Source organism: Polaribacter staleyi (genome assembly GCF_038024045.1).
In the GTDB taxonomy this organism is placed as follows: Bacteria; Bacteroidota; Bacteroidia; order Flavobacteriales; family Flavobacteriaceae; genus Polaribacter; species Polaribacter butkevichii.
In genome coordinates this window covers 809,966-834,692 of record NZ_CP150665.1, presented here as the reverse complement: position 1 = coordinate 834,692, position 24,727 = coordinate 809,966, and the positions used below count along the sequence as shown (strand labels likewise).

Sequence of the window (24,727 nt, the reverse complement as noted above, 5' to 3'; positions counted from 1 at the left end):
AGTTGTTCTGTAACGAAAAGAAGATTTGTTTTTGGCACTATTAATGTATCTTTGCTTTAAAATTTTATTTAAATGATAAATATAAAAAGACTGTTTTTTATTTTACTGTTTTTTACTTGTTTTTTTACAAGTAAAACTACTTATGCTCAGAAAATTAATCAATTCGATCAGCATAAAAAAAGAACAGGTGTTTGGAAAAAGTATTATTCAAATAAAAGAATTCGTTACACAGGGCAGTTTAAAAACGGAAAAGAAGTAGGTGTTTTTAAGTTTTACGATATTACAAGTTCTAAGCACCCTGTCATTATAAAAACTTTTTATGAGAATTCAGATTCTTTATATGTTCAATTTTTTACGTTAAAAGGTACCATAGAAACAGAAGGTGTTTTAGTAGGAAAAAAACGAGTTGGTAATTGGAAATATTTTTACCCTGATGGCACAATCATGTCAGAAGAAAATTATAAAAATGGCCTCTTGGATGGAGTGTTGGTTAATTATTACCAAGATGGTAGGGTTACAGAATTTTCTACATATAAAAACGGTTTGTTAGATGGAGTTAGTAGTAAATATTCTAGTAAAGGTGTTCTAATAGAAGAAATTACGTACAAAAATGGTGTCTTAAACGGATTGGCAAAATACTTTGAATTGAATGGTCAGTTAAAAGAGACAGGTAATTATAAAGACGGGTTACGCGTGGGGAATTGGGAATATTATATGGATGGAGAAGTAGCTACTGAAAAAGAGTTAAAAGCAAAAAATTATTTTACCCGTAAAAAAGAAGATTGATTTTAAGTGTTAAGGTTCAGGGTTTATAGTTTAAATGTTGATAAATTTTAACGATTGTTAGACAGCGCCTGTAGAAGTCTTTTTATTCTTGCTAACTGCTAACTGCTAACTGCTAACTGCTAACTGCTAACTGCTAACTGCTAACTGCTAACTGCTAACTGCTAACTGCTAACTGCTAACTGCTAACTGCTAACTGCTAACTGCTAACTGCTAACTGCTAACTGCTAACTGCTAACTGCTAACTACAAGATAAATCAAAACAATGATTACATCAATTCTTTCAATCTATAAAACCATTTCTTATTTGTACCTTTGCATCCTTAAAAATTTAAAATGAAACGAGTAGTTGTTGGTCTTTCTGGTGGTGTAGATTCTAGTGTAACCGCACATTTATTAAAAGAACAAGGATACGAAGTTATTGGGCTTTTTATGAAAAATTGGCACGATGACTCTGTAACCATTTCAAACGAATGCCCTTGGTTAGAGGACTCTAATGATGCAATGATTGTTGCAGAAAAGTTAGGAATCCCTTTTCAAGTAGTGGATTTAAGCAATCAATACAAAGAACGTATTGTAGATTATATGTTTGATGAATATAGTAAAGGTAGAACGCCAAACCCAGATGTTCTTTGTAATAGAGAAATAAAGTTTGATGTTTTTATGGACATTGCTTTAAAATTGGGGGCAGATTATGTGGCTACAGGGCATTATTGTAGAAAAGGAGAAGAGATTATAGACGGTAAACCAGTTTATAAATTATTAGCAGGTAAAGATGTTAATAAAGATCAATCTTACTTTTTATGTCAGTTGTCTCAAGAGCAATTAACAAAAGCATTATTTCCAATTGGCGAATTAACAAAGCCTGAAGTTAGAAAAATAGCCAAAGAAGCAGATTTAATTACGGCAGAAAAGAAAGATTCTCAGGGTTTATGTTTTATCGGTAAAGTTCGTTTACCAGAGTTTTTACAACAAAAATTAGAACCCAAAAACGGTGTTATTGTAACAATCCCTTCAGATTTTGAGCAGTATACAAAACAAGCCCCTGTTTTTGAAAATAAAGAAGCAGAACTGGCTTATTACGCAACAAAGTTTTCTTACAACAAAGAAGATGGTAAAGTAGTTGGTAAACATCAGGGCGCACACTATTTTACAAAAGGACAACGTAAAGGTTTAAATGTTGGTGGTACAAAAGAAGCTTTGTATGTGATAGAAACCGATGTGGTAGAAAATGTAATTTATGCTGGTGAAGGAAAAAATCACCCAGGTTTATATAGAAATGTGTTGTTTGTTTCTAATGAAGAAATGCATTGGATTCGTAAAGATTTAACATTAAAATCTGGAGAAACTATGCAAGTAGATGCTAGAATTAGATACAGGCAACCTCTAGAAAATGCTACCTTACATAAAGTAGAAACAGGTTTGTATGTAGAGTTTGAAAACAAGCAATCTGCCATACAAGAAGGTCAGTTTGTGGCTTGGTATATCAAGGAAGAATTATTAGGTTCTGGAGTAATCTCTTAAATAATTTATAAAATCATAAAAAAGTAGTAATTTCGAGAGATGAAGAAATTACTACTTTTTTTATTTTTTACTACTTTCTTTCAGTTAACAGCTCAAGAAGATGTTTGGGTTTTCTTAAAAGACAAACCCAACCAAACTACTTATTTAGAGAATCCTTTAACAATGCTTACACAAAGAGCATTAGACAGAAGAAATCGGTTAAATATTCCTTTAGATGTTAAAGATGTTCCTGTTGATGAAAATTATTATACTCAGCTAAAAAACGATGTAAATATTACTGTTTTAGCTAAATCTAAATGGTTAAATGCAATACATGTTCAAGGAAATGTTGTTGCACTTAATAATTTAATGTCGGCATATAGTTTTATCGATCATTTAGAATTTGCTAATAAATCTTTAAATTTAAATCCTAAATTAAAAGGGAAAGCAATAACACCCAATCATTATAATAAGTTTAATAAGACATTATCAGATGTTGTTTATGGTGCTGCAGATAATCAAATTAAAATGTTGCATGGAGATTTTTTACATGCACAAGGATTAACAGGTGAAGGTCAAATAATAGCAATTATAGATGCAGGTTTTCCTAATGTAAATACTTTAGATGCTTTTAAGAGAATTAGAGATAACAATCAGATTTTAGGAGGCTACGATTTTGTAGAAAGAAGCGAAGAGTTTTACGCTGGAGATAGCCATGGTACTCATGTTTTATCAACAATTGGCGGTTATTTAGAAAATCAGTTTGTAGGTACCGCACCAGATGCTTCTTTTTATTTATTTAGAACAGAAAATGCTCCTATAGAAGTTCCTTTAGAGGAAAGTTTATGGGTAGAAGCTGCAGAAAGAGCTGATAGTTTAGGGGTTGATGTTATTAATACCTCTTTAGGATATACAACTTTTGATAATCCGAATTACAATTATACGTATGCCGATTTAGATGGTAAAACCACCTTTATTTCTAGAGGAGCAGAAATAGGTGCTTCTCGTGGTATGCTTTTGGTAAATGCAGTTGGTAATGAAGGAAATGGATCATGGAAATATATGGGAGCGCCGGCAGACGCAACCTCTGTTATAAGTGTAGGAGCTGTAGATTCCTCAGGAAATATAGCTAGTTTTAGTTCTTTCGGACCAACAGCAGACGGAAGAATTAAACCAGAAATTTTAGCACAAGGTAAAAATCCAGCTATAATTAATTACCTTTCAGGTGAAGTTTCAACATTTTCTAGCGGAACGTCATTTTCTTCTCCAATAATGGCAGGTTTAATTGCATGTTTAAATCAGAATGAAGGTTTTCTTTTAAAAACATCATCAAAAAAAATAACAGATAATTTTAATACGTATTTAAAACAAGCAGTTTATAAATCTGCGGATAAGTTTAATAATCCAACAGATCAATATGGGTATGGAATTCCGAATTTTGAAGTCGCTTTGAATAGTTATATGGCGAGTTTGTCTGTTTTAGAAAATACTGTTATCAATTTAAATGTGTATCCAAACCCCGTAAAAGATCAATTTTTAATTACAACAGATATTACAAGTAATTTTACTATTGAAATATACTCGATTTTAGGAAAAAAAGTATTTGAAAAAGTAGGTTTAAATTCTAAAATTATTGATATCTCTTTTCTAGAAAGTGGTATTTATTTTCTTAAAATAACCAAGGGTAATCAACATAAAAAAATAAAGCTGATCAAAAAATAATGAAAAATAAAATTATAGAACTTTTTAAGATACAATTTCCAATTGTTCAAGGAGGCATGATTTGGGTTTCTGGATGGAAATTAGCCTCTGCCGTTTCTAATGCTGGTGGTTTGGGATTAATTGGTGCTGGCTCTATGTATCCCGATGTGTTACGAGAACATATTCAGAAATGTAAAAAAGCAACAGAGAAACCATTTGGAGTAAATATCCCAATGTTGTATCCTGATATAGAAAAATTAATGGATATTATTATAGAAGAAGGCGTAAAAATTGTTTTTACTTCTGCAGGAAACCCAAAAACCTGGACTTCCTTTTTAAAGGAAAAAGGAATTACGGTGGTACATGTAGTAAGTTCTGTTAAGTTTGCTTTAAAAGCAGAAGCTGCAGGTGTAGATGCTGTTGTTTGTGAAGGTTTTGAAGCAGGCGGACATAATGGAAGGGAAGAAACTACCACGTTTACATTGATACCTATGGTTAAAGAACAAGTTAAAATACCTATAATAGCAGCTGGTGGAATAGGCACGGGGAGAGGAATGTTAGCCGCTATGGTGCTTGGGGCAGATGGCGTACAAATAGGAAGTAGGTTTGCTGCATCAGAAGAATCTTCTGCGCATATTAATTTTAAAAACACCATTATTGATGTTAAAGATGGAGATACACAAGTAACTTTAAAAGAATTAGCACCTGTAAGGTTGGTGAAAAATAAGTTTTATAATGAAGTGCAAGAATTATATAAGCAGCATCCATCAACAGAACAAATAAAAGAGCTACTAGGAAGAGCACGTTCTAAAAAAGGAATGTTTGAAGGAGATTTAGATGAAGGTGAGTTAGAAATAGGACAAATAGCGGGGTTAATTCATGAAATAAAGCCTGTAAAAGACATTTTAAATGAGATTATAGACGAATTTAACGAAGTTAAAAGGTTTATATTGAGTGTTTAATGTATTATTTTTCAACTAAAACACTTATTTTAGTTCTTTTCTAAATTATTGGCATTATCTTTGCGATTCAATAAACGTTGTTAGGAATGAATTTAACAACACAATATTTTTTTATTATGAATAAAGGTACCGTAAAATTTTTCAATGAATCTAAAGGATTTGGATTTATCACTGAAGAAGGAAACAACACAGAACATTTTGTACATGTGTCAGGATTAATCGATGAAATTCGTGAAAACGATGAAGTTGAATTTGACTTACAAGATGGAAGAAAAGGATTAAACGCAGTAAACGTAAGAGTATTATAATATATATTTATTACTAGTTAATTTTTTATCTAAAAGCCTATCAATATTGATAGGCTTTTTTTATTGCTTAATGTTTTTAATTTCAGTGTTTTAGGGTAGGTTGATGTGTGTATTTATAAGAACACTTACTTTTAAGCTGTAAATTATTGTTTATTTTAAAGGATATAGAAAGTAAGACAACATTTAATTTTATTATTCAATTATTGGCATTACATTTGTAATACAATAAATGTTGTTAGTAATTAAATTAGCAACGCAATAATTTTTATAATGAATAAAGGTACCGTAAAATTTTTCAACGAATCTAAAGGATTTGGATTTATCACTGAAGAAGGATCAAACAAAGAACATTTTGTACATGTGTCAGGATTAATCGATGAAATTCGTGAAAACGATGAAGTTGAATTTGACTTACAAGATGGAAAAAAAGGATTAAACGCAGTAAACGTAAGAGTATTATAATATATATTTATTACTAGTTAATTTTTTAACAAAAAGCCTATCATGATTGATAGGCTTTTTTTATTTTAGAATTTTAAAAATGTATTTATGAGTGACGGAAAGCTAAGAAAAAACGTAAAAATAGGTTTAGGTGTAGAAGTAGTTCAAAAACACCATCAAAGAAGTGGCGAATTAACAGAAGGTGTTATAGCAAAAATTCTAACTAAATCTCAAAACCATCCGCATGGAATTAAAGTTCAGTTAGAATCTGGTATTGTAGGTAGGGTTAAAAATATTTTAGCGTAAACATCGTTTTAGTTTACAGGTATCTTAATTTCGTAAACCTTTCTACTCTTATTGTTTAGTTTGTTTTCTCTTAACCAAGGGTTATGAATTTTAAATTCTTTATAATTCATTCCGAATTTTTTAGCAAAATGAGTAATATTAGAAATGGCAGTATCTACTTTAATTGTTCTTGTTTCTGCTAACGTGTATAAGTCTTCATTATCAAACACAAAACCATATTTTTTAGGATTAGAAATTACTTCTTTTAAAGCAATAATTCTAAAAACATATCTCTCTGTTTCATTAGGTAGTTTAGCATCATAATAATTATCTACTTCCTGGGTATCTAACCTTTTACTAACACCGTAGTTACCTGCATTGTAAGAAGCCGCAGCTAAGGTCCAAGAATTAAAACGTTCTTTAGATTTTATTAAATATTCGGCAGCAACTTTTGTAGATTTTTCTATATTATAACGTTCGTCTACATTGCTATTTATTTCTAAACCATACTCTTTTCCTGTAGCTTTCATAAAATGCCACATGCCTGCTGCTCCCGCAGAAGAAGTTTCGTCTATAAAAGCACTTTCTGCCAATGCTAAAAATTTAAAGTCGTCTGGTAAGCCATATTTTTTTAGTAAAGGTTCTAAAATAGGAAAGTACTTATTAGCTCTTTTTATAAGTAATACCCCATTTGATTGCCAATAGGTGTTTACGAGTAATTCTCTTTCCATCCTTTCTCTAACATCAGGTATTTCTAAAGGAACTCTTTCTCCAGCAAGATTTAGGTTGGTTGGCAGTTTTAAGGCTTTTATTTTATATGTTTTAGCCGTACTTGTTTCTGGGTCTGTTTCATTTTTATTGATTGCATTAAAAAATAAAAAAGTAACTATTAAGATGCTTAATAATGAAAGTATACGGAAAGGTTTGTTCATAAGATTGTAATTTTTTGTTTTTAAAAATAAGAAAAGCCAGTGGGGTTAACAAGTTAAAGCTTCGTCAATAATTTTAGATATTTTTTTTGCTTTAGTAATAATCATAACATGGCTACCACCTTCAATTTTTATACAATTGTTAATGTTTTTTATAGGAAACACATGGTCATCGGTTCCATGAATATGAGTAATGTTTGGGTTTTGTTCTGTTTGTTCCCATTTAATAATAGTACCAATAGACCAGTTTAGGTAAAGTTTTGTTCTAACAGAAAGATATTTTTTATAAATATGGGCTCTCTTTTTTAACGATTTTCCTAAAAAATATTGAGCATAATCCTCAAAATTAGAAACAATTTTTGTTGGAAATAATTTGTACGCTTTTGTAAATTTTGCAAATCGAAATCTTTTAGGAAGCTCTTCGTGGTGCTTTACACTAGAAATAATAAAAACCTTTTTAGTGTTTAGATATTTACTCATTTCTTGTACTATAATTCCCCCAAAAGAAACACCTATTAAAACAGGGTTTTCTGTCTTAACTTCTTCGCTCATTCTCATGACGTAATTAGCAATTGTTTCTTCTAGGGCAATTGGTGTTATCCATTCTAAGTAATGTAGTTCGTATTTATCTTTTGGTAATTCTAGGTTTTCAAATATTTCTGGACCAGCTGCTAAACCTGGTACCAAGTATATAGCAATCTTTTTCATGTCTTTTTTTTTTTAGCAATATTATATTTTATGCTGTCACTTTATTTTTTTCAAAATTAAATCTTACCAATCCATCTTCATCAATTTTAGTAAGAGTAATCGTATGTAGCGTATTTACTAATTCCGGATTCCAAGGTGTTTTAACTTTAACGTAGTTTTCTGTAAAACCGTGTATAAAACCTTCTTTATTTTCACTTTCAAATAATGCTGTAAGTGTATTACCTATTTGGCTTTCATAAAAAGAACGTCTTTTCTTTGCAGACAAACCACGTAACATTTTACTTCGTTTTGCACGTACTTTTTTTGGAACAACACCTTCAAAATTAACAGCTTCTGTATTGGGTCTTTCAGAGTAGGTAAAAACATGTAAATACGAAATGTCCATTTCGTTTAAATAATTATAAGTTTCTAAAAATAACTCGTCTGTTTCACCAGGAAAACCAACAATAACATCTACACCAATACAGGCATTAGGCATTACTTCTTTAATTCTAGAAACTCTATTTGTATATGTTTCAGTTAAATACCTGCGCTTCATTTTCTTTAATAATTCATCACTACCAGATTGTAAAGGAATGTGAAAATGCGGAACAAAAGAAGTAGATTTAGATACAAAATCAATTGTTTCATCTTTTAATAAATTAGGTTCTATAGATGAAATTCGCAAACGATGGATGCCATCAACTTTATCTAATTCTTTTACCAGTTCTAAAAAAGTATGTTCGTGTTTTTTATTGCCAAACTCACCTTTACCATAATCACCAATATTAACCCCCGTTAAAACAATCTCTTTAATTCCTTTTGATGAAATTTCTTTGGCATTTTCAATTACATTCTCTAAAGTATCACTTCTAGATATTCCACGTGCTAAAGGTATTGTACAATAAGTACATTTATAATCGCAACCATCTTGTACTTTTAAAAATGCACGAGTTCTATCTCCAATAGAATAAGAACCCACATAAAAATCGGCATCAGAAATTTCGCAAGAGTGCACCTCGCCAACATTATTTTTAGTTAAATCATTTATATAACTTGTAACATTAAATTTTTCTGTGGCTCCTAAAACTAAATCTACACCATCTACAGCGGCTAATTCTTCTGGTTTTAATTGAGCATAACAACCAACGGCAATTAAAAAAGCATCATCATTTTTCTTTAAGGCATTTTTTACAATGCTTTTAAAGCGTTTATCTGCATTATCGGTAACAGAACAAGTGTTTATAACATAAACATCTGCGGCTTCTTCAAAATCCACACGTTCAAACCCTTCGCTTACAAAATTACGAGCAATAGTAGAAGTTTCTGAAAAATTTAACTTGCATCCTAAAGTATAAAAGGCTACTTTTTTTTCTGCATTCATTCTTGTATATTTAAGGACTGCAAATTTACAATATTATTGATGATTTTTAGAACAGAAAGGTTAATTGTTAGAAAGCTATTTTTAAGTGATTTAAAATTGTTTCATAAAATGCAAAGCAACCCTAATGTAATGAAGTTTGCCAAAGGTGATATTAAAACTTTAGAGGAACATTTTAAAGAATTAAAAGAACTAATTTGTAAATATAAACATCCCAATAACGATTTTTGGATTTATGCAATTGAACAAAAAAAAGATCAAAAATTTATAGGAACTGTAGCTTTGGTAAAAGATAACTTAGATGATGAAATTGGTTATCGTTTTTTAGAAAAATATTGGAACTTAGGTTTTGGATCTGAAATTTGTAAAGGTTTAATTTCTTATTTTAAGCATCTAAAAAAGACCGAAATTATAGCTTATGTGGTTGATGAAAATTTAGCATCAGCAAAAATATTAGAAAAAAACAACTTTGTTATTGTTGATAAATTAAAGAATGATAAAAACCAAGCAGAAACAAAATATAGATTAAAATTATAGCCTTTATATATAAAGTTGCCTTAAAATATTTTTTATATTGCTCTTTTGTTGCTATGAATAAAATTGAAAAAACAACTGTTTGTATTATTGGTGCAGGACCTTCTGGTACTGCCACTTCTATACAATTATCTAAGTTGAAAATTCCGCATTATATTATTGATAAATCTACTTTTCCGAGAGATAAAACTTGTGGAGATGGCCTAATTTTATACGCCTACAAGGCGATGAAGATTTTGGGAGACGATTTATTTGCTAGTTTTTTAAAACATCCAAAGTTTATACATAGCAAAAAAATTACGCTGCATTTAAACAATCGCTCTAAAATAGAATTTAAAGAAACGGATGATAGAGATATGATTATTTCGTATGCAAAACGTATCGATTTTGATCAATTTTTGGTAAGTCACTTATCTAAAACCTATGCCAACCAGCATTTTGGAAGCGGAGTTAAAGAAATTAGAGAAGAAGCAGAAGGTGTTTTTATCAAATTAAAAAATGGCAAAGAAATCCTATCAAAATTTGTAGTAGGGGCAGATGGTGCCAAATCTATTGTTGCTAATAAATTAGCGAATAATAAAATAGATAAAAAACATGCGTCAACTTTTGTAAGTGCTTATTTTAAAGATGTAATAGATTTGCCTATAGGTAACGCAGCAGAAGTACGTATGATTTATAAAAATATGCTTTTATTTTTTTATGTTTTTCCTTTATCTGACGGACAAGTAAATATTAGTTTGGGAGGGCGTGCAGATCATATTAAAAAATATGGGGTTAATTTAGTTGATGAAATTCAGAATATTATAAAAAACCACAAAAAGGTAAAAAATAAATTTAAAAACGCTACCAAAATAGGTAATTGGAGAGGATGGTCTATTCCGTTTCATTTTGGAAATCATAAAATAACTGGAGAACGATTTTTATTAGTAGGAGATGCTGCAGGTTTGGCAAATGCTTTTTACAAAGAAGGCATTGGTACTGGTATGATGTCTGGCATAATAGCAGCCAAGAATATAGAAAGATGTTTAAATAAGGATGGTTTTTCTGAAGCTTCATTAAAAAAATACGATGAAGATTTACAAAAAGAGTTTGGTAGACTTTTAAAATTTAGTCATTATGCTTTAAGAGCAGCAAAGTATAAAGGTTTCTTTTTAGCGATGGCTGGTTTGTTAAAGAAAAAGATAGAACAGAAAGCTCATCGAATTATAAAAAAAAGAAGTTACTAATAAACTTACCAATTAATTTTTGCAAGAACAGGAAAGTGGTCTGAGTATTTTTCTGAAAATGTAGAAAATTTATTAATTATAGCATCCTCATCTGTTAAAATAAAGTCTATTCGCATAGGAAACCAGTAGTTAAAAGATTTACCAAAACCTTTACCAGATTCTATAAAAGCATCTTTTTTGTTTTTTGATATTTGATGATACACCCAAGAATAACTGGTGTTATTAAAATCTCCACAAACTATTTTTTTCCCTTTCCATTGCTTTTCATGTGCTAAAAATTGTACAGTTTGTTCTGCCTGAGTTTTAAAAGAACTACTAATTCTCTCTATTAGTTTTTCAGAATTTTCTTGCCCAAAATTTTCTTCACCTGGTTTTATTCTTAAAGATTCTAAGTGAACATTATAAATTCTAATGGTGTCTTTTTCTTTTAAAATATCAGCAAAAATAATATTATTACCTACGCTTTTTAAATCTAAAGAACCAGAGTTTATAATCTTATATTTAGAATAAATAGCCATTCCGTATTTATTGCTTTTAGGTCGATATTTTATAAATTTATGAGGATAATTTAATTTGTTTTTTTTACTGTGATAATATTCTTGTACGGCAAGAACATCAGGGGCTTTAGAAGCTATAAATTTATAACCATCTGGCGTTTTAGATTCTTTCTTTTTGTGAAACAAATCAAAGCTTTTTACATTATAACTCATCACTTTTAAATCGTTATTAAAAGAAGAATTATTACCGTAAATTTTATAAAAAGGAGTTGAAAAGATATAGCCAATTACTAATACAGAAATAGATAAAAGAAATTGTTTTTTTAATTTAATTAACCAATAAACACCAAAAATGAGATTGATAATCATTAAAAAAGGAACAAAAAGACTTAAAACAGCAAAAACGGGAATTGAAGCAGGTGATATTAATTGAAGAATATAAGACAACAATAAAAGCGCTGCTAATATTGAGTTTATGATGTATAACATCTTATCTATGGGGGATAAATTTTTCATGTTATTTTCTTCCTTGTTTAAATAAAAACTCTTTCTCTGCTTTTGTTAATGTATCATACCCAGATTTACTAATTTTATCTAAAATATGGTCTATTTGTTGTTGGTTTAAGGAAGTGTTTTTTACTGAATTAGTTGTTTTTTTAGGTGATTTATATACCGTTTTTAGTGGTTTCTTTTTTACTGAAAAAATAGACGATAATTGATCCCAAAGTTTTATTTCTTTGTTTGCTGCTTTTTTTACATATAAAAAACCGAATAATGCGCCTCCTAAATGTGCAAAATGGCCACCAGCATTTCCGCCAGATAAAGCTAAAATGTCTAAACCAACCCAAATTGCAGCAAAATGCCAAAGCTTTACAAAACCAATAAAGCGAACTTTTAATTGATAGTTAGGTATGTAGGTGGTTATTCCTATAAATATGGCGGAAATACCGGCAGAAGCACCAACTAACATTGATGATTGTCCTTGAAATAAAGGAAAATAATTAAGACTAACCATAAATAAGAGACCTCCAAAAAAGGTACCTAATAAGTAAAAAGTTAATAGTTGTTTTTGAGTAAAGTATTCTATAAACAAATTACCAATAAAATATAAAGTAACAAGGTTTAAAAGAATATGTAAAAAATCTGCATGTAAAAAACCATAAGTAATAAGTGTCCAAGGTTTATACAACAGAGAAGAGAAGTTATCATCTAAAGAAAACCATTCTACAACCCAATTAATTTGTCCTTTATATAAATCTTGAAAAACAGAAATAAGTAACGTAAATATAAACACAGCAATGTTAACGTAGATTAATTTTTCTACGATATTTCCGTTTTTGTAGCGTAATTTTATGTCGTCTATAAAACTCATTAACTAAATTTAAATTGATTTTTTTTCCAATACCAAGCAATGATAAAACCAATTAATGCACCTCCAACATGTGCAAAATGGGCAATGTTTCCAATAGAATATTTGGTCATACCAAAAAACAAATCACCTAAAATCATTACAGGAATAAAATATTTTGCGGCTATTGGTACAGGGAAAAATATCAGCGCTAATTTGGCATCTTTAAAATACATACCAAAAGCAACTAACACACCATAAACTGCACCAGATGCACCTACAGCAGGTGTATGATATAAATTATAGAATTTAATCATTTCTTCATTTGATATAGCAATTCTTGGATCGTTATAACTACCTGCATTTAAAATATTTTGTATGTCGCTAGCCGAAAGACCAAAATTTATCAATTGGTCATAAATACCATTAAATTGATAGTAATTTGCCAAGGTATAGATTAATCCAGCACCTAATCCTGCAGAAAAATAGAAGAATATAAATTTATTTTTTCCCCACATTTGTTCTAAAGGTGTGCCAAAAGCCCATAAACCATACATGTTAAATAAAATATGGCTAAAACTACCATGCATAAACATATGTGTAACGTATTGCCAAATGCCAAAATGTTTGTTTTCTGGAAAATGCAACGCTAAAACATTTGTAAAATCTAACTTTAAAAGTTGTGGCGCAACAAAAATAATAACGTTAATTATAATTAAATGTTTTATAGCACCTGTAATTTTATTATTCATTTTTAACTGTTAAATAGATTGTCTATTTCGTTTAATGTTAGTGTTTTAAAAACGGGTTTTCCAAAAGGAGATACATCGGGTTCTTTGCACGAAAATAAATCATTAACCAAACCTTCTTGTTCTTTTTCAGAAAGTTGTGTGCCTGTTTTTATAGATAATGTTTTAGCAAATGATTTTGCCATTACATCAAAATGACTAAAACTAGCGTCTGGTACTTCTAAATCGATATCATTTAATAATTCTTCTAATATAATCGTTATTTTGCTTTCTGTTACAGAAACGGGTATTCCTTTTATGGTAACGCTATCTTTTGTAAATTCATCAAAAGAAAAACCAGCATTTTCTAATTCGTTTTTAATTGTATAAATCATTTCTATCTCTGCGGATGAGTAAGAAATTTTAACAGGAAACAATAATTGCTGACTGTTAGCTTCTTTTACAGTAATGCTTTCTAAAAACTCTTCGTACAAAATACGCTGATGCGCTAAAGATTGGTTGATTAAAACCACGCCAGATTTTATTGAACTTAGTAAATATTTACGCTGAATTTGAAATGTTTTTTGCGTTTTTATTTCTTGCTGATTGTCAAATAATTCCGATTGCTTTTCCTCATCTGTAATTTCTATAGAAGAAGTGTATAGGGATTCCCAACTTTCTGTTTGAGGTTCTTTTTTAAACGGTGTATGAACCTGTTTTATAGCTTCTTCTTTAAACGGATTAAAATCTGGATCAACAGAAATTCTAGGCGTTTTTGCTGATGTAGTTTTTGTGTTTAAATGATAAGGCGTATCTAAGTTAGCATCTCTATTAAAATCTAAAAGAGGCGCTACATTATACTGGCCTAAACTGTGTTTTACAGTGGCTCTTAACATGGCATACAACGCTTTTTCATTATCAAACTTTATCTCTGTTTTTGTAGGATGAATGTTAATGTCTATGGTATTTGCAGGTACTGTTAAGTATAAAAAATAGGAGGGATGCGAACCCTGTTCTAGTAAGCCATCAAAGGCATTTACTACAGCATGATTTAAGTACGAACTTTTTATAAAACGATCATTCACAAAAAAGAATTGTTCTCCTCTTTTTCTTTTAGAGAATTCTGGTTTTGCAACAAAACCTTCTATACCAACAATGTCTGTTTGTTCATTTATGGGAACTAATTTTTCATTCATTTTAGTTCCGAAAACACTTACAATACGTTTTCTTAAATTACTGCCTTTTAAATGGTATACCTCATTGTTATTATGATGCATTAAAAAAGCTATGTTTGGGTGTGCCAAGGCAACTCTTTGAAATTCATCTACAATATGACGGGTTTCTACAGTATCAGATTTTAAAAAGTTTCTTCTAGCAGGAATGTTGTAAAATAAGTTTTTTACAGCAATACTTGTTCCTTTGCTTGTAGAAACAAAATCTTGAGACACAATTTTACTGCCTTCAATTTTTATAGACGTACCAAGCTCTTCGTTGTCTTGTTTTGTTTTTAACTCTACATGTGCAATGGCAGCAATAGACGCTAATGCTTCTCCTCTAAAACCTTTGGTGCAAAGATTAAATAAATCTTCTGCTTTTTGTATTTTAGAAGTTGCATGACGCTCAAAACACAATCTTGCATCTGTAGCGCTCATTCCTTTACCGTCATCAATTACTTGAATTAACGTTTTACCGGCGTCTTTTAATAAAAGTTTTATGTTGGTTGCACCAGCATCAATTGCGTTTTCTAATAACTCTTTTACTACAGAAGCAGGTCGTTGAACGACTTCTCCTGCAGCAATTTGGTTAGCAACATGATCTGGTAATAGTTGAATAATATCAGACATTAATTTCTCTTGAAAATAGATAAATCGAAATCTATGATGTATAAAAAGATAAGTACTAAAATTGCAATGATGATAAAAAGTGTTCTATTTACCCCTTTATCTGAGTTTTTTAAATCTTCAATTGCATCACCAAATTTAGCTTTAATTCCTTTGTTTTTACCCGCAGTTTTTCTAAATTGATCTAATTTATGTTCAATTTTATAAGGACTTCCTTCTCCTTTATAATAACGGGGTTGGTAATCGAATTTGTTATGTGTACGTTTTAAGAATCCCATAGTATTAGAGTTATTGGTTTATAATGATTTAGAAAAAAATCAACAATTGTACCAAAGGTATAAGCAAATCAAATTTACAGAATTATACTTAATCCCTCAAATAAACCTGTTAAAAGTATTCTTAAAATCTACTATTGTATTTTTTAAAATAGTATTGGTATAAAAATTACAGTGAATTTTAAAATACCAATATCTCTATAAAATTTAAAAAAAAATTGAAGCAAAGTAGCTTCAATTAATAGCCTATACTTTCTGTATTGGTATCAATATTTTTAAGAGCAGCCATTTTTATGGCAGCCACAGCACATTCTGTACCTTTGTTACCTAATTTACCTCCAGATCTGTCTAAAGATTGTTGTTTTGTGTTGTCTGTTAACACACAAAATATTACAGGTACATCGTATTTTACATTTAAATCTACTATACCTTGGGTAACACCTTCGCAAACAAAATCGAAATGTTTTGTTTCTCCTTGTATTACATTTCCAATAGCTATAATAGCATCAACTTGTTGCGATGCAATCATTTTTTTACAACCATAAACCAATTCAAAACTTCCTGGAACATTCCAAGAAATAATGTTTTCTTTAGTTGCACCGCAATCTAATAAAGTTTCAATTGCACCTTTTTGTAAATTCTCTGTAATCTCTGAATTCCATTCAGAAACAACAATCCCAAATCGAAAAGATTTCGCATTTGGGATTGTTGCTTTATCGTAAACTGATAAATTAGTTGTAGCCATGTTTTTTGTATTCAGTCTGTAGTATTCAGTTTGCAGTCAGTAATTGTAATTTACTGCCAACCGCTACTGTTTTACTGCAAGCTATTTTAGTTAGCGTATTTAGCTGCTGCTATATATTTTTCTATATCTCTACCTTGATCAGAGTTAGAGTAGTTTTCTTTAATTTTTGTGAATAATGTTTCTGCTTTACCAAAATTCTTTAATTCCATAGCAGTTTGTCCTGCTTTAAATAAATATAAAGGTGATGTAAAATCATTATCTTTTTTATTAGCGGCTTTTTCATAATAGTCTAAAGCATCGTCTAATTGATTGATGTCTGCAAAAGCATCTCCAATTGCACCTATAGAAACAGGGCCCAACATTTCATCGTCAGAATTAAATTTACTTAAAAATTCAATTGCTTTGTCATATTTTTTCATTTGTAAGTAAGAAACACCAGCGTAATAGTTAGCTAAATTACCAGCATCTGTACCACTAAATGAATCTGCGATGTCTAAGAAACCGTATTTTCCATCTGCACCTTCTAAACCTAAAGTTAATAAAGAGTCTATTCCAGAACCAGCTGTTGCTGCTTCATCAAAATATTTTCTAGGAAAAGCTAACTCGTTAGAAGCTTCTAATTCATTTGGTTGTACTACATATTTATGATATCCTAAGTATCCTAAAAATATTACAACAACTGCTATTAATGCAAAAAACAAAGGTTTGTTATTTTTTTCAATCCATTGTTCTGATTTAGAAGCTGTTTCGTCTAATGTATTTAAGACTCCTGCTGTTTCAAATTCAGATTCATCAACTTGATTTTCTTCTTTTTTACCTTCTGCTTTATATTTCTTCTTGTATGTAGCCATGTTTTCCTTAAAAATTAGTGGCGACAAAAATAGTTTTTTTAATTGGATTTTAAAAGCGGATAATTCCCTAAATTTTCAATAATTTGCAAAACGTTTTCAATATCAAATTCTATTCATGTATTTACAGAAAATTTCTTTGCTTAATTTTAAAAATATAGAGTCGCAATCTTTTGATTTTCAGAAGAAAATAAATTGTTTTGTGGGTAATAATGGTATTGGAAAAACCAATGTGTTAGATGCTATTTATTACTTATCTTTTACAAAAAGTTACTTTAATGCTGTCGCTGTTCAGAATATTAGGCACGGAGAAGGGTTTTTTATGATAGAAGGAGATTACCTTTTAAATGATAGAAACGAAAAAATAGTATGCAGTCTTAAAAAAGGTCAAAAGAAGGTTTTAAAAAGAAATGGAAAAAGCTACGAGAAGTTTTCTGAACACATCGGTCAGTTACCTTTGGTTATTATTTCGCCTGCGGATAGAGATTTGGTTACCGAAGGAAGTGATACGAGAAGAAAATTTATAGATGGTGTTATTTCTCAACAAAACAAAACCTATTTAAAAGATTTATTGTCTTATAATAAGGTGCTTTCTCAAAGAAATGCATTGTTAAAATATTTTGCAGCTAATAGAACTTTTGATGCTTTAAATTTAAGTGTTTATGATGAGCAACTTTCTGAATTTGGTACTCGAATTTATGAGGTTAGAAAACAGTTTTTAGAAGAATTTATACCTATATTTAATGAAAAATATCAAATAATTTCTGGGGATAAAGAACTTGTTAATTTAGCTTATAAAAGTCAGTTGCATGATTTTGAAATGAAAGACTTATTGCAAAAATATTTGGTAAAAGATAAGATTATACAGTATACAACATCGGGAATACATAAAGATGACTTGAGTTTTGATATTGGAGAATACCCGATTAAAAAATTTGGGTCTCAAGGACAGCAAAAATCGTATTTAATTGCATTAAAATTGGCGCAGTTTGAGTTTATCAAACAACAATCTAAAGTGATTCCTATCTTATTATTAGATGATATTTTTGATAAATTAGATGAAAATAGGGTATCTCAAATTATAGATTTGGTAAATAATGATGAATTTGGACAAATATTTATAACAGACACTCATTTTGAAAGAACAGAAAATATATTAAAACAAGGAAGTAAAGAATATCAGATTTTTAAGTTATAATGTCATTACGAGTAAAAGTGACGAAGTAATCTGTTAATAAATATCCAATATCCATAATAATGGCAAAAAGAGAAAACGATTCATTTTCAGTAAAAGATTTAATGCAATTTTTTATCAAGGAAAACAACTTGAGTAAGGGAATGCAAAAAATAAAGATAGAAGAAACTTGGAATAAAATGATGGGACCCGGAGTTGCTACTCATACAACTTCTGTGAAATTGCAAAATAAAACTTTGGTAGTTAACTTAAATTCTTCTGTTTTAAGAGAAGAGTTAAGTTATGGTAAAGATAAAATTGTAAAAATGATGAATGAAGAAATAGGTGATGATCTGATTTCTAAAGTGGTGTTGATGTAATTAAAATAAATAAGAATGTGAATAAATTTATAGTTAGTCTTTTTATATTATTATCCCCTTTATTTGGTTTTTCTCAAAGAGCTAAACTTTATAAAGATTTACCAGCTAAATCTTATTATGAAAATGGTAATTTAAGAGTTACAAGAAGTTTTAAGTCTGGAAAACTTTTAGGGTATAAAACTTTTTATAAAAGTGGTGCTTTAAGGTCTAACTATGTATTTAACGCTAAAGGGTATCATGATAGTATTGCTAATTTTTATTTTCCTAACGGTCAGGTTAAAACGGTTTGGAAGTATAAAAATGATAAAGTAAAAAAACGTGTTGATTATACTTTAGAAGGAGAAGTTGTTAAAGGTAAAAAAGCATATAAAAAAATAGGAATATGTAATGCTATTTTACCTTATGGAAAGGATAACTTAACATGGACCTTTAGAAGAGGTAAATTAAACTCTGGACTTGGTTTCTATGATGAATCTTTAGAGGATTTTAATTTTATTCTTTCTAAATTAAGTCCAAATAAAATAAGGTTTTCTGCAGAAAGAAGTATATACCATAGTTTAGCCATAGCTTATACCGCTATTGAAGATTATGAAAAAGCATTAATGTATAATTATAAAGCTTTAGCTATAGATGGAAATAATCAGGCTGTTTTAAATAACTTAGGTTGGTTATTATTAAGGATTAAAGAGTATGATTTAGCTTTAGAGTATTTAAATAAATGTCATGAAATTAACCCAAATAATTATTATGCCTTTTTTAATAAAGCGAAGCTTTACTTAGAAACAGGAGATTATGCGAAGGCTTTATATTTTATTGAAAAAACGATAGCAGATAAAAGAAGTCATAAGTTATTAGAAAAAGACATTTCGGTAGAAAAAACTATTTGGGCAACAAGAGGTGAAATATATCATAAATTAGGAAGAGCAGAAGAAGCTATTAAAGATTTACAAAAAGCATTGGAAGAAAATGAGGTTAATTCGTACGCTTATAGATGTTTATCTTTAGTTTACATAGGGGGTAATCAATTGAATAAAGCTTGTAGTGCCTTGTCTAAAGCCAAAGAACATAAGTACGATAAAACTTATAATACAAATGAAGTAGAAGATTTGCGAAAGGAATATTGTTTATCAGAATAGTACAAGAACAAAAAAAACTCACAACGAAAGTTGTGAGTTTTTTAAAATATAATTTTTCTAAGATTTTTGATAAACCCTTAAAATTGCTCTCTTCCAGAAAAGTGAAAGTTTCCTTCGATTTCTGCATTTTCATCAGAATCAGAACCATGTACAGCATTTTCTCCCATAGAAGTAGCATACATTTTTCTAATAGTTCCTTCAGCAGCATCCGCAGGATTTGTAGCACCAATTAAAGTTCTAAAATCTTCTACAGCATTTTCTTTTTCTAAGATTGCAGCTACAATTGGTCCACGTGTCATAAACTCAACTAGTTCTCCAAAAAACTGACGCTCATTATGCACTGCATAAAAAGTCTCAGCATCAGCTTTTGTCATTTGAGTTTTTTTAAGAGCTACGATTCTAAATCCTGCAGCATTAATTTTTTCTAATATAGCGCCAGAATGTCCGTTTTCTACAGCATCTGGTTTAAGCATTGTAAATGTTCTGTTTGTTGCCATTTTATTTTTTAAAATTTTGGCAAAAGTACATTTTTTAATGTAAACTACAAGTTATGCTTAAATTAGTAACATTTCTTGTTCTTAATTTAGTACTTCTATGATTTCATAACCCTTTTTTAATTTATCTATTATTTTAGAAATAAATATACCTGTTGTGCATTTAGACCTTTTAAACTCTAAAATGTCTGTTCGAGTGATTTTTAGGTATTAAAAATTGTATCGAGAACAATTAAATAACTTAAAACATGTATTCTGATAAAAATATTAAAAAGAACACTTTATTTTTAATATTTTATCAGAAACTATTTTCTTTATTTTTTGTTTTATGATAAAAAAAAAGTACTTAATAATTGGTGTAAAAAAGCTTGATTTTATAGCCGTATTTAAAGCTTAAATGTTTAAGTTTAACAGAAATGTAAGACAAAATTTATTTTGAACAATGTTATTAAATTGTATATTCGCCACTTATGATTTTAAAAGGATTTGAAGACTTAAAAAGTTTTCTTGATCAATCAAGAAATATTGTAATTGTTGGGCATAGAAACCCAGATGGAGATGCTATGGGGAGTACCTTGGCATTAAAACATTATTTAGATAAAAAAGGACATCAAGCAACGGTTGTGGTACCTAATGAGTATCCAGAGTTTTTACATTGGTTACCAGGTTCAGAAACAACATATCGTTTCGATTGGCAAAATAGTCAGTCTCAAAAAGCAATAAATGCTTCAGACATTATTTTTTTATTAGACTTTAATGCTTTGCATAGAGTAGGTTCTGATATGCAGAAAACGTTAGAAAAATACCCAAACGATTTTGCAATGATAGACCATCATCAACAACCAGATGATGTAAAATACATGTATTCTGATGTGACTATTTGTTCTACATGCCAAATGGTGTATCAATTTATAGAATTAAATAACGATTTAGATTTAATTGATGCAGATATTGCTACTTGTTTGTATACAGGTATAATGACAGATACAGGCTCTTTTCGTTTTAGATCTACCACAAGCACAACCCATAGAATTATAGCTTCTTTAATTGATAAAGGTGCCCAAAATGATAAAATACACAATAATGTGTATGATGCGAATTCTTATAATAGATTATTGCTATTAGGACAAGCGTTAAGTAATTTACAAATTTTACCAACTTACAAAACAGCATATATTACATTAACGTCAGAAGAAAAAAAGCGTTTCGATTTTCAAAAAGGAGATACCGAAGGTGTTGTAAACTATGCACTTTCTTTAAAAGGAATTATTTTTGCCGCAATTTTTATTGAAGATACAGAACAAGGAATTATAAAAATTTCTTTTAGATCTAAAGGTAACTTTTCTGTAAATCAATTTTCTAGAAATCATTTTTCTGGAGGAGGACATGATAATGCTGCCGGAGGAAGGTCTGACGTTTCATTAGAAGAAACAGTAACAAAATTTGTTACTTTATTACCACAATATCAAAAAGAATTAGAAGTTTCATATGAAAATTAAAATTTTAATTTTTACAAGTCTTTTGTGTTTAGCTTGTTCTAAAAAAGCAGAACCAAGAAGACCTATTATGGTAAAACCTTCTACGACTGTTTTAAAGGAAACCATTAATCAGTCTATTAGGTTAAATAAAATCGAGGAAGAAAAAATTTTATCGGTAATTAGAAAAGATTCTACAAACACGTATAAAGTTTCTCCCAATGGTTTTTGGTATACCTATATCAATAAAATAGAAGAAAATCTTCCAACTCCTAAAGCAGGAAACACTGTAACTTTATCATATAATATAACAGACTTACAGGATACTGTAATTTACAGTAAAAAAGAATTGGGTTTAAAACAGTACAAAGTAGATAAAGAAGATTTTATTTCTGCACTTCAAACAGGAATAAAGTTGATGAAAATAGGAGAAACCATTACATTTGTCATTCCGTCATACAATGCTTTTGGGCTTTCTGGCGATGGTAATAAAATAGGAATTAATCAATCAATAAAAAGTACAGTAACATTAATCAATATAAATAATTAAAAATGAAAGTAATAAAAAGTGTTTTAGCAATTGCAGTTGTAGCATCTATGGTTTCTTGTGGTAACCAAGTAAAAGAAGTAAAATCGTTAGAAACAGAAATAGATTCTGTTAGTTATGCTATTGGTTTAACAATGTCTAGTCAATTAAAACAAGGTTTTAAAGAAGTTAATGAAGATGTTTTAACACAAGCTATTAGAAACGGATTAGATTCAACTAACTTATTAATTGATATTAAAGATATTCAGAAAGTAATAAGCCCATATTTTCAAAAGAAACAAGCTGAACAAATGAAAGAGCAGCAAGAAAAAATGGCTAAAGAAGCAGAGGCTAAGTTTGGAGAAAACAAAAAAGCAGGAATAGCTTTTTTAGAAGAAAACAAAACTAAAGAAGGTGTTGTTACTACAGATAGTGGTTTACAATATATTATCTTAAAAGAAGGTAAAGGAGATAAACCAGCAGGACCAACTGCTAAAGTTAAAGTTCATTACCATGGTACTACTATAGATGGTAAAGTTTTTGATAGCTCTGTTGATAGAGGAACTCCAGCTGAATTTGGTTTAAATCAAGTAATTAAAGGTTGGACAGAAGGTGTACAATTAATGAATGTAGGTTCTAAATACAAATTCTTTATTCCTCAAGAATTAGCTTATGGAGCACAAGAAAAAGGAGCTGATATTAAGCCCTTTTCTACATTAATTTTTGAAGTAGAATTATTAGAAATTAAATAAGAATACCATTGATGAAGAATTTAAAATACTTAATTGCATTTGTTGTTTTATTAACAGCATGTAAAACTACACCAGAAAAGTACAAAGAACTTAAAGATGGTGTTTATGCTGAAATTTTAACCAATAAAGGAGAAGTTTTAGTAGAATTATATGCAGAAAACGTACCAATGACAGTTGCAAATTTTGTTTCTCTTGTAGAAGGAACAAATAGTAAGTTGGTAGATTCTTTAAAAGGGAAAGACTTTTATGAAGGTGTTATCTTTCATAGAGTTGTAGATAATTTTGTAATTCAAGGTGGTGGCTTTACGGCAAATGGTAGAAAAGATGCAGGTTATGTTTTTGGTGATGAATTTCCAAAGAGTGAAGATGGAAATTTAATGTATAGACATAATGATAAAGGTATTCTTTCTATGGCAAATGCGGGACCAACCACTAATAACACTCAGTTTTTTATAACACACAAAGCAATACCTCATTTAGATGGTAAACATACCGTATTTGGTAAAACTGTTATAAATTCTGTTCAGTTAAAAGAATTAAAAAGTAAAATTAAAGATTCTTTACAGTTAAAAAAAGCAATAGACTCTACAAGAATGGCTGTTGTAAATAGTATTGTACAAAAAGATACTATTTTAACTGTAAAGATTATTAAACTAGGAGCTAAAGCCAATAACTTTAACGCTGCAAATGTTTTTGATACTGAATTGGTAAAATTTGAAAATTCAGAAAAAGATCATAAAAAAGCAGAAGAGGAAGTTGAAAAAGCTAGATATGCGAATTATTTGGTTGAAAAAGCTGCCTTTTTAGCTAAAATGGATGAGGCCAAAGCTGTAAAAACATCTTCTGGACTTCGAATATTAAAGTTAAAGAAAACTTCTGGTAAAAAAATAGTTGATAATAAACCATTGTCTATTCATTACACGTTGTATACGGCAGACGGTAAAAAAATTCAATCTACTTCAGATACTAATGCAGCTCCTTTTGTGTGTCAGTTAGATGATGCTCAAAGACCTATGATTGCTGGTTTTAAAGAAGGTGTTTTAACCATGAATGAAGGAGAAAAGGTACGTTTATTTATTCCATACTATTTAGGGTATGGAGAAGAAAAATACGGTCCTTTTCCTGCAAAATCAGATTTAGTTTTTGAAATTGAAGTATTAAAAATTGGAAAATAATTTGTTAGAAAGCATTATACATTTTGATAAGAATTTATTAGTTTTTCTAAACAATTTAGGAAGTGAACAATGGGACCCATTTTGGTTGGTAATTACCAATCAACTTTATTGGAGCCCATTGTTCCTTTTTATTTTTTATTTAACAATTAAAGCTTTTGGTTGGAAACGTGGTGGTGTTATGATACTTGCCATGATTTTATTGGTGGCATTTTCAGATCAATTTACAAACCTTATAAAAAATTCGGTACAACGTTTACGTCCGAATAACGATCCAGAAATAAAACACTTATTAAGAACGCTCATTAACCCTCAGAGTTATAGTTTTATGTCTGGTCATGCAACTACATCTACATTTTTCTCTGTTTTTGTAGTCTTACTTTTAAAAGATAAATACAAATACATTTATTTTGTTTTATTTTGGCCCTTAATTTTTGCTTATAGTAGATTGTATTTAGGCGTACATTTTCCTATTGATATTTCTGTAGGAATTATTGTAGGTGTTACTTTTGCAAATATCTATTACTTCTTTTTTAAGAAGGTAGACAAGAAACTATTTATCCAGTAGATTAAAAAGTTAACTTTCTTAAATTAAA

At 29.6% G+C, this 24,727-nt stretch carries 28 protein-coding genes; 17 read left to right on the top strand and 11 right to left on the bottom strand.

The features are described from left to right. The first annotated feature begins 72 nt into the window (after nucleotides 1-72). The 7 genes from WHD07_RS03460 to WHD07_RS03430 all read left to right on the top strand — a co-directional run bounded on the left by WHD07_RS03460 (nucleotide 73) and on the right by WHD07_RS03430 (nucleotide 6,004). On the top strand, nucleotides 73-786 hold the full coding sequence (locus WHD07_RS03460) for a toxin-antitoxin system YwqK family antitoxin (RefSeq protein WP_343330070.1): 714 nt from the start codon (nucleotides 73-75) through the stop codon (nucleotides 784-786). A gap of 333 nt (nucleotides 787-1,119) precedes the next feature. Then, the gene (gene mnmA, locus WHD07_RS03455) at nucleotides 1,120-2,307 is read left to right on the top strand and encodes a tRNA 2-thiouridine(34) synthase MnmA (protein WP_343330069.1); all 1,188 of its coding nucleotides are present in this window, start codon (nucleotides 1,120-1,122) and stop codon (nucleotides 2,305-2,307) included. Between the two features lie 39 nt (nucleotides 2,308-2,346). Then, nucleotides 2,347-4,008, top strand: coding sequence for a S8 family serine peptidase (locus WHD07_RS03450; protein WP_343330068.1), 1,662 nt, complete (start codon nucleotides 2,347-2,349; stop codon nucleotides 4,006-4,008). After that, complete coding sequence (locus WHD07_RS03445) at nucleotides 4,008-4,949, top strand: NAD(P)H-dependent flavin oxidoreductase (protein WP_343330067.1); 942 nt, start codon at nucleotides 4,008-4,010, stop codon at nucleotides 4,947-4,949. The genes WHD07_RS03450 and WHD07_RS03445 overlap by 1 nt, the downstream gene beginning before the upstream one ends. A gap of 116 nt (nucleotides 4,950-5,065) precedes the next feature. Next, the gene (locus WHD07_RS03440; protein ID WP_105049386.1) at nucleotides 5,066-5,257 is read left to right on the top strand and encodes a cold-shock protein; all 192 of its coding nucleotides are present in this window, start codon (nucleotides 5,066-5,068) and stop codon (nucleotides 5,255-5,257) included. A 270-nt stretch (nucleotides 5,258-5,527) separates the two neighbouring features. Further along, on the top strand, nucleotides 5,528-5,719 hold the full coding sequence (locus WHD07_RS03435; protein ID WP_018943662.1) for a cold-shock protein: 192 nt from the start codon (nucleotides 5,528-5,530) through the stop codon (nucleotides 5,717-5,719). An 87-nt stretch (nucleotides 5,720-5,806) separates the two neighbouring features. Continuing rightward, nucleotides 5,807-6,004, top strand: coding sequence for a YwbE family protein (locus WHD07_RS03430; protein WP_105048932.1), 198 nt, complete (start codon nucleotides 5,807-5,809; stop codon nucleotides 6,002-6,004). 8 nt (nucleotides 6,005-6,012) lie between these two features. Here WHD07_RS03430 and WHD07_RS03425 read toward each other — a convergent pair whose 3' ends face one another. Genes WHD07_RS03425 through mtaB form a run of 3 tightly spaced genes read right to left on the bottom strand, consistent with a single transcriptional unit; the run spans nucleotide 6,013 to nucleotide 8,983 of the window. Next, a complete protein-coding gene (locus tag WHD07_RS03425) occupies nucleotides 6,013-6,915 on the bottom strand; it encodes a lytic transglycosylase domain-containing protein (protein ID WP_343330066.1) in 903 nt (300 codons plus the stop codon). A 45-nt stretch (nucleotides 6,916-6,960) separates the two neighbouring features. Further along, on the bottom strand, nucleotides 6,961-7,620 hold the full coding sequence (locus WHD07_RS03420; RefSeq protein WP_343330065.1) for an alpha/beta hydrolase: 660 nt from the start codon (nucleotides 7,618-7,620) through the stop codon (nucleotides 6,961-6,963). Nucleotides 7,621-7,648: 28 nt separating this feature from the next. Further along, nucleotides 7,649-8,983: a tRNA (N(6)-L-threonylcarbamoyladenosine(37)-C(2))-methylthiotransferase MtaB gene (mtaB, locus tag WHD07_RS03415; protein WP_343330064.1), complete on the bottom strand. Its 1,335-nt coding sequence runs from the start codon at nucleotides 8,981-8,983 to the stop codon at nucleotides 7,649-7,651. Nucleotides 8,984-9,022: 39 nt separating this feature from the next. On the opposite strand from mtaB, the gene WHD07_RS03410 reads away from it, so the two are divergent. Together WHD07_RS03410 and WHD07_RS03405 are read left to right on the top strand one after the other, a co-directional pair. After that, nucleotides 9,023-9,517 carry a GNAT family N-acetyltransferase gene (locus WHD07_RS03410; RefSeq protein WP_343330063.1) on the top strand — a complete coding sequence of 165 codons (495 nt, stop codon included), beginning with the start codon at nucleotides 9,023-9,025 and terminating at the stop codon, nucleotides 9,515-9,517. A 53-nt stretch (nucleotides 9,518-9,570) separates the two neighbouring features. Beyond that, nucleotides 9,571-10,740, top strand: coding sequence for an NAD(P)/FAD-dependent oxidoreductase (locus WHD07_RS03405; protein WP_343330062.1), 1,170 nt, complete (start codon nucleotides 9,571-9,573; stop codon nucleotides 10,738-10,740). Nucleotides 10,741-10,745: 5 nt separating this feature from the next. Here the strand turns inward: WHD07_RS03405 and WHD07_RS03400 are convergent, their stop codons facing one another. The 7 genes from WHD07_RS03400 to WHD07_RS03370 form a co-directional block, all read right to left on the bottom strand. After that, the gene (locus WHD07_RS03400; protein ID WP_343330061.1) at nucleotides 10,746-11,753 is read right to left on the bottom strand and encodes an endonuclease/exonuclease/phosphatase family protein; all 1,008 of its coding nucleotides are present in this window, start codon (nucleotides 11,751-11,753) and stop codon (nucleotides 10,746-10,748) included. 1 nt (nucleotide 11,754) lies between these two features. Next, the gene (locus WHD07_RS03395; RefSeq protein ID WP_343330060.1) at nucleotides 11,755-12,609 is read right to left on the bottom strand and encodes a rhomboid family intramembrane serine protease; all 855 of its coding nucleotides are present in this window, start codon (nucleotides 12,607-12,609) and stop codon (nucleotides 11,755-11,757) included. Next, on the bottom strand, nucleotides 12,609-13,337 hold the full coding sequence (locus WHD07_RS03390; RefSeq protein ID WP_343330059.1) for a rhomboid family intramembrane serine protease: 729 nt from the start codon (nucleotides 13,335-13,337) through the stop codon (nucleotides 12,609-12,611). Before WHD07_RS03390 ends, WHD07_RS03395 begins: the two co-directional genes overlap by 1 nt. A 2-nt stretch (nucleotides 13,338-13,339) precedes the next feature. Continuing rightward, nucleotides 13,340-15,157, bottom strand: a complete 1,818-nt coding sequence (gene mutL, locus WHD07_RS03385) for a DNA mismatch repair endonuclease MutL (RefSeq protein ID WP_343330058.1) — start codon at nucleotides 15,155-15,157, stop codon at nucleotides 13,340-13,342. Beyond that, the gene (locus tag WHD07_RS03380; RefSeq protein ID WP_105048922.1) at nucleotides 15,157-15,432 is read right to left on the bottom strand and encodes a riboflavin synthase subunit beta; all 276 of its coding nucleotides are present in this window, start codon (nucleotides 15,430-15,432) and stop codon (nucleotides 15,157-15,159) included. The genes mutL and WHD07_RS03380 overlap by 1 nt, the downstream gene beginning before the upstream one ends. Nucleotides 15,433-15,667: 235 nt before the next feature. After that, entirely contained in the window at nucleotides 15,668-16,174 is a 507-nt protein-coding gene (gene ribH, locus WHD07_RS03375; RefSeq protein ID WP_343330057.1) for a 6,7-dimethyl-8-ribityllumazine synthase, read from the bottom strand. An 86-nt stretch (nucleotides 16,175-16,260) separates the two neighbouring features. Further along, nucleotides 16,261-17,052, bottom strand: coding sequence for a tetratricopeptide repeat protein (locus WHD07_RS03370; RefSeq protein ID WP_343330056.1), 792 nt, complete (start codon nucleotides 17,050-17,052; stop codon nucleotides 16,261-16,263). Nucleotides 17,053-17,140: 88 nt separating this feature from the next. Between WHD07_RS03370 and recF the strand changes: the two genes are divergently transcribed. From recF to WHD07_RS03355, 3 genes are read left to right on the top strand one after another with little or no spacing between them, the layout of a single operon-like run. Beyond that, nucleotides 17,141-18,220, top strand: coding sequence for a DNA replication/repair protein RecF (gene recF, locus WHD07_RS03365; protein WP_343330055.1), 1,080 nt, complete (start codon nucleotides 17,141-17,143; stop codon nucleotides 18,218-18,220). A gap of 59 nt (nucleotides 18,221-18,279) precedes the next feature. Then, nucleotides 18,280-18,576, top strand: coding sequence for a DUF721 domain-containing protein (locus WHD07_RS03360; protein WP_105048918.1), 297 nt, complete (start codon nucleotides 18,280-18,282; stop codon nucleotides 18,574-18,576). A 17-nt stretch (nucleotides 18,577-18,593) separates the two neighbouring features. Then, the gene (locus WHD07_RS03355) at nucleotides 18,594-19,712 is read left to right on the top strand and encodes a tetratricopeptide repeat protein (protein WP_343330054.1); all 1,119 of its coding nucleotides are present in this window, start codon (nucleotides 18,594-18,596) and stop codon (nucleotides 19,710-19,712) included. Between the two features lie 77 nt (nucleotides 19,713-19,789). Here WHD07_RS03355 and WHD07_RS03350 read toward each other — a convergent pair whose 3' ends face one another. Then, nucleotides 19,790-20,209, bottom strand: coding sequence for a nucleoside-diphosphate kinase (locus tag WHD07_RS03350; RefSeq protein WP_343330053.1), 420 nt, complete (start codon nucleotides 20,207-20,209; stop codon nucleotides 19,790-19,792). Between the two features lie 467 nt (nucleotides 20,210-20,676). Here WHD07_RS03350 and WHD07_RS03345 point away from each other — a divergent pair, with 467 nt between their 5' ends. Genes WHD07_RS03345 through WHD07_RS03325 form a run of 5 tightly spaced genes read left to right on the top strand, consistent with a single transcriptional unit; the run spans nucleotide 20,677 to nucleotide 24,699 of the window. Further along, nucleotides 20,677-21,705, top strand: coding sequence for a DHH family phosphoesterase (locus WHD07_RS03345; protein WP_105048915.1), 1,029 nt, complete (start codon nucleotides 20,677-20,679; stop codon nucleotides 21,703-21,705). Beyond that, nucleotides 21,695-22,231: a gliding motility-associated peptidyl-prolyl isomerase GldI gene (gene gldI, locus WHD07_RS03340; protein WP_105048914.1), complete on the top strand. Its 537-nt coding sequence runs from the start codon at nucleotides 21,695-21,697 to the stop codon at nucleotides 22,229-22,231. Before WHD07_RS03345 ends, gldI begins: the two co-directional genes overlap by 11 nt. Nucleotides 22,232-22,233: 2 nt before the next feature. After that, nucleotides 22,234-22,959: an FKBP-type peptidyl-prolyl cis-trans isomerase gene (locus WHD07_RS03335; RefSeq protein ID WP_343330052.1), complete on the top strand. Its 726-nt coding sequence runs from the start codon at nucleotides 22,234-22,236 to the stop codon at nucleotides 22,957-22,959. An 11-nt stretch (nucleotides 22,960-22,970) separates the two neighbouring features. Continuing rightward, the gene (locus WHD07_RS03330) at nucleotides 22,971-24,134 is read left to right on the top strand and encodes a peptidylprolyl isomerase (RefSeq protein WP_343330051.1); all 1,164 of its coding nucleotides are present in this window, start codon (nucleotides 22,971-22,973) and stop codon (nucleotides 24,132-24,134) included. Continuing rightward, nucleotides 24,124-24,699 carry a phosphatase PAP2 family protein gene (locus tag WHD07_RS03325; RefSeq protein WP_343330050.1) on the top strand — a complete coding sequence of 192 codons (576 nt, stop codon included), beginning with the start codon at nucleotides 24,124-24,126 and terminating at the stop codon, nucleotides 24,697-24,699. The genes WHD07_RS03330 and WHD07_RS03325 overlap by 11 nt, the downstream gene beginning before the upstream one ends. Nucleotides 24,700-24,727: the final 28 nt, after the last annotated feature.

What these genes read in the sequence shown, in the direction of transcription:
- WHD07_RS03460 (WP_343330070.1), top strand. Translation starts at nt 73, where the DNA reads ATGATAAATATAAAAAGACTGTTTTTTATTTTACTGTTTTTTACTTGT.
- mnmA (WP_343330069.1), top strand. Translation starts at nt 1,120, where the DNA reads ATGAAACGAGTAGTTGTTGGTCTTTCTGGTGGTGTAGATTCTAGTGTA.
- WHD07_RS03450 (WP_343330068.1), top strand. Translation starts at nt 2,347, where the DNA reads ATGAAGAAATTACTACTTTTTTTATTTTTTACTACTTTCTTTCAGTTA.
- WHD07_RS03445 (WP_343330067.1), top strand. Translation starts at nt 4,008, where the DNA reads ATGAAAAATAAAATTATAGAACTTTTTAAGATACAATTTCCAATTGTT.
- WHD07_RS03440 (WP_105049386.1), top strand. Translation starts at nt 5,066, where the DNA reads ATGAATAAAGGTACCGTAAAATTTTTCAATGAATCTAAAGGATTTGGA.
- WHD07_RS03435 (WP_018943662.1), top strand. Translation starts at nt 5,528, where the DNA reads ATGAATAAAGGTACCGTAAAATTTTTCAACGAATCTAAAGGATTTGGA.
- WHD07_RS03430 (WP_105048932.1), top strand. Translation starts at nt 5,807, where the DNA reads ATGAGTGACGGAAAGCTAAGAAAAAACGTAAAAATAGGTTTAGGTGTA.
- WHD07_RS03425 (WP_343330066.1), bottom strand. Translation starts at nt 6,915, where the DNA reads ATGAACAAACCTTTCCGTATACTTTCATTATTAAGCATCTTAATAGTT.
- WHD07_RS03420 (WP_343330065.1), bottom strand. Translation starts at nt 7,620, where the DNA reads ATGAAAAAGATTGCTATATACTTGGTACCAGGTTTAGCAGCTGGTCCA.
- mtaB (WP_343330064.1), bottom strand. Translation starts at nt 8,983, where the DNA reads ATGAATGCAGAAAAAAAAGTAGCCTTTTATACTTTAGGATGCAAGTTA.
- WHD07_RS03410 (WP_343330063.1), top strand. Translation starts at nt 9,023, where the DNA reads ATGATTTTTAGAACAGAAAGGTTAATTGTTAGAAAGCTATTTTTAAGT.
- WHD07_RS03405 (WP_343330062.1), top strand. Translation starts at nt 9,571, where the DNA reads ATGAATAAAATTGAAAAAACAACTGTTTGTATTATTGGTGCAGGACCT.
- WHD07_RS03400 (WP_343330061.1), bottom strand. Translation starts at nt 11,753, where the DNA reads ATGAAAAATTTATCCCCCATAGATAAGATGTTATACATCATAAACTCA.
- WHD07_RS03395 (WP_343330060.1), bottom strand. Translation starts at nt 12,609, where the DNA reads ATGAGTTTTATAGACGACATAAAATTACGCTACAAAAACGGAAATATC.
- WHD07_RS03390 (WP_343330059.1), bottom strand. Translation starts at nt 13,337, where the DNA reads ATGAATAATAAAATTACAGGTGCTATAAAACATTTAATTATAATTAAC.
- mutL (WP_343330058.1), bottom strand. Translation starts at nt 15,157, where the DNA reads ATGTCTGATATTATTCAACTATTACCAGATCATGTTGCTAACCAAATT.
- WHD07_RS03380 (WP_105048922.1), bottom strand. Translation starts at nt 15,432, where the DNA reads ATGGGATTCTTAAAACGTACACATAACAAATTCGATTACCAACCCCGT.
- ribH (WP_343330057.1), bottom strand. Translation starts at nt 16,174, where the DNA reads ATGGCTACAACTAATTTATCAGTTTACGATAAAGCAACAATCCCAAAT.
- recF (WP_343330055.1), top strand. Translation starts at nt 17,141, where the DNA reads ATGTATTTACAGAAAATTTCTTTGCTTAATTTTAAAAATATAGAGTCG.
- WHD07_RS03360 (WP_105048918.1), top strand. Translation starts at nt 18,280, where the DNA reads ATGGCAAAAAGAGAAAACGATTCATTTTCAGTAAAAGATTTAATGCAA.
- WHD07_RS03350 (WP_343330053.1), bottom strand. Translation starts at nt 20,209, where the DNA reads ATGGCAACAAACAGAACATTTACAATGCTTAAACCAGATGCTGTAGAA.
- WHD07_RS03345 (WP_105048915.1), top strand. Translation starts at nt 20,677, where the DNA reads ATGATTTTAAAAGGATTTGAAGACTTAAAAAGTTTTCTTGATCAATCA.
- gldI (WP_105048914.1), top strand. Translation starts at nt 21,695, where the DNA reads ATGAAAATTAAAATTTTAATTTTTACAAGTCTTTTGTGTTTAGCTTGT.
- WHD07_RS03335 (WP_343330052.1), top strand. Translation starts at nt 22,234, where the DNA reads ATGAAAGTAATAAAAAGTGTTTTAGCAATTGCAGTTGTAGCATCTATG.
- WHD07_RS03330 (WP_343330051.1), top strand. Translation starts at nt 22,971, where the DNA reads ATGAAGAATTTAAAATACTTAATTGCATTTGTTGTTTTATTAACAGCA.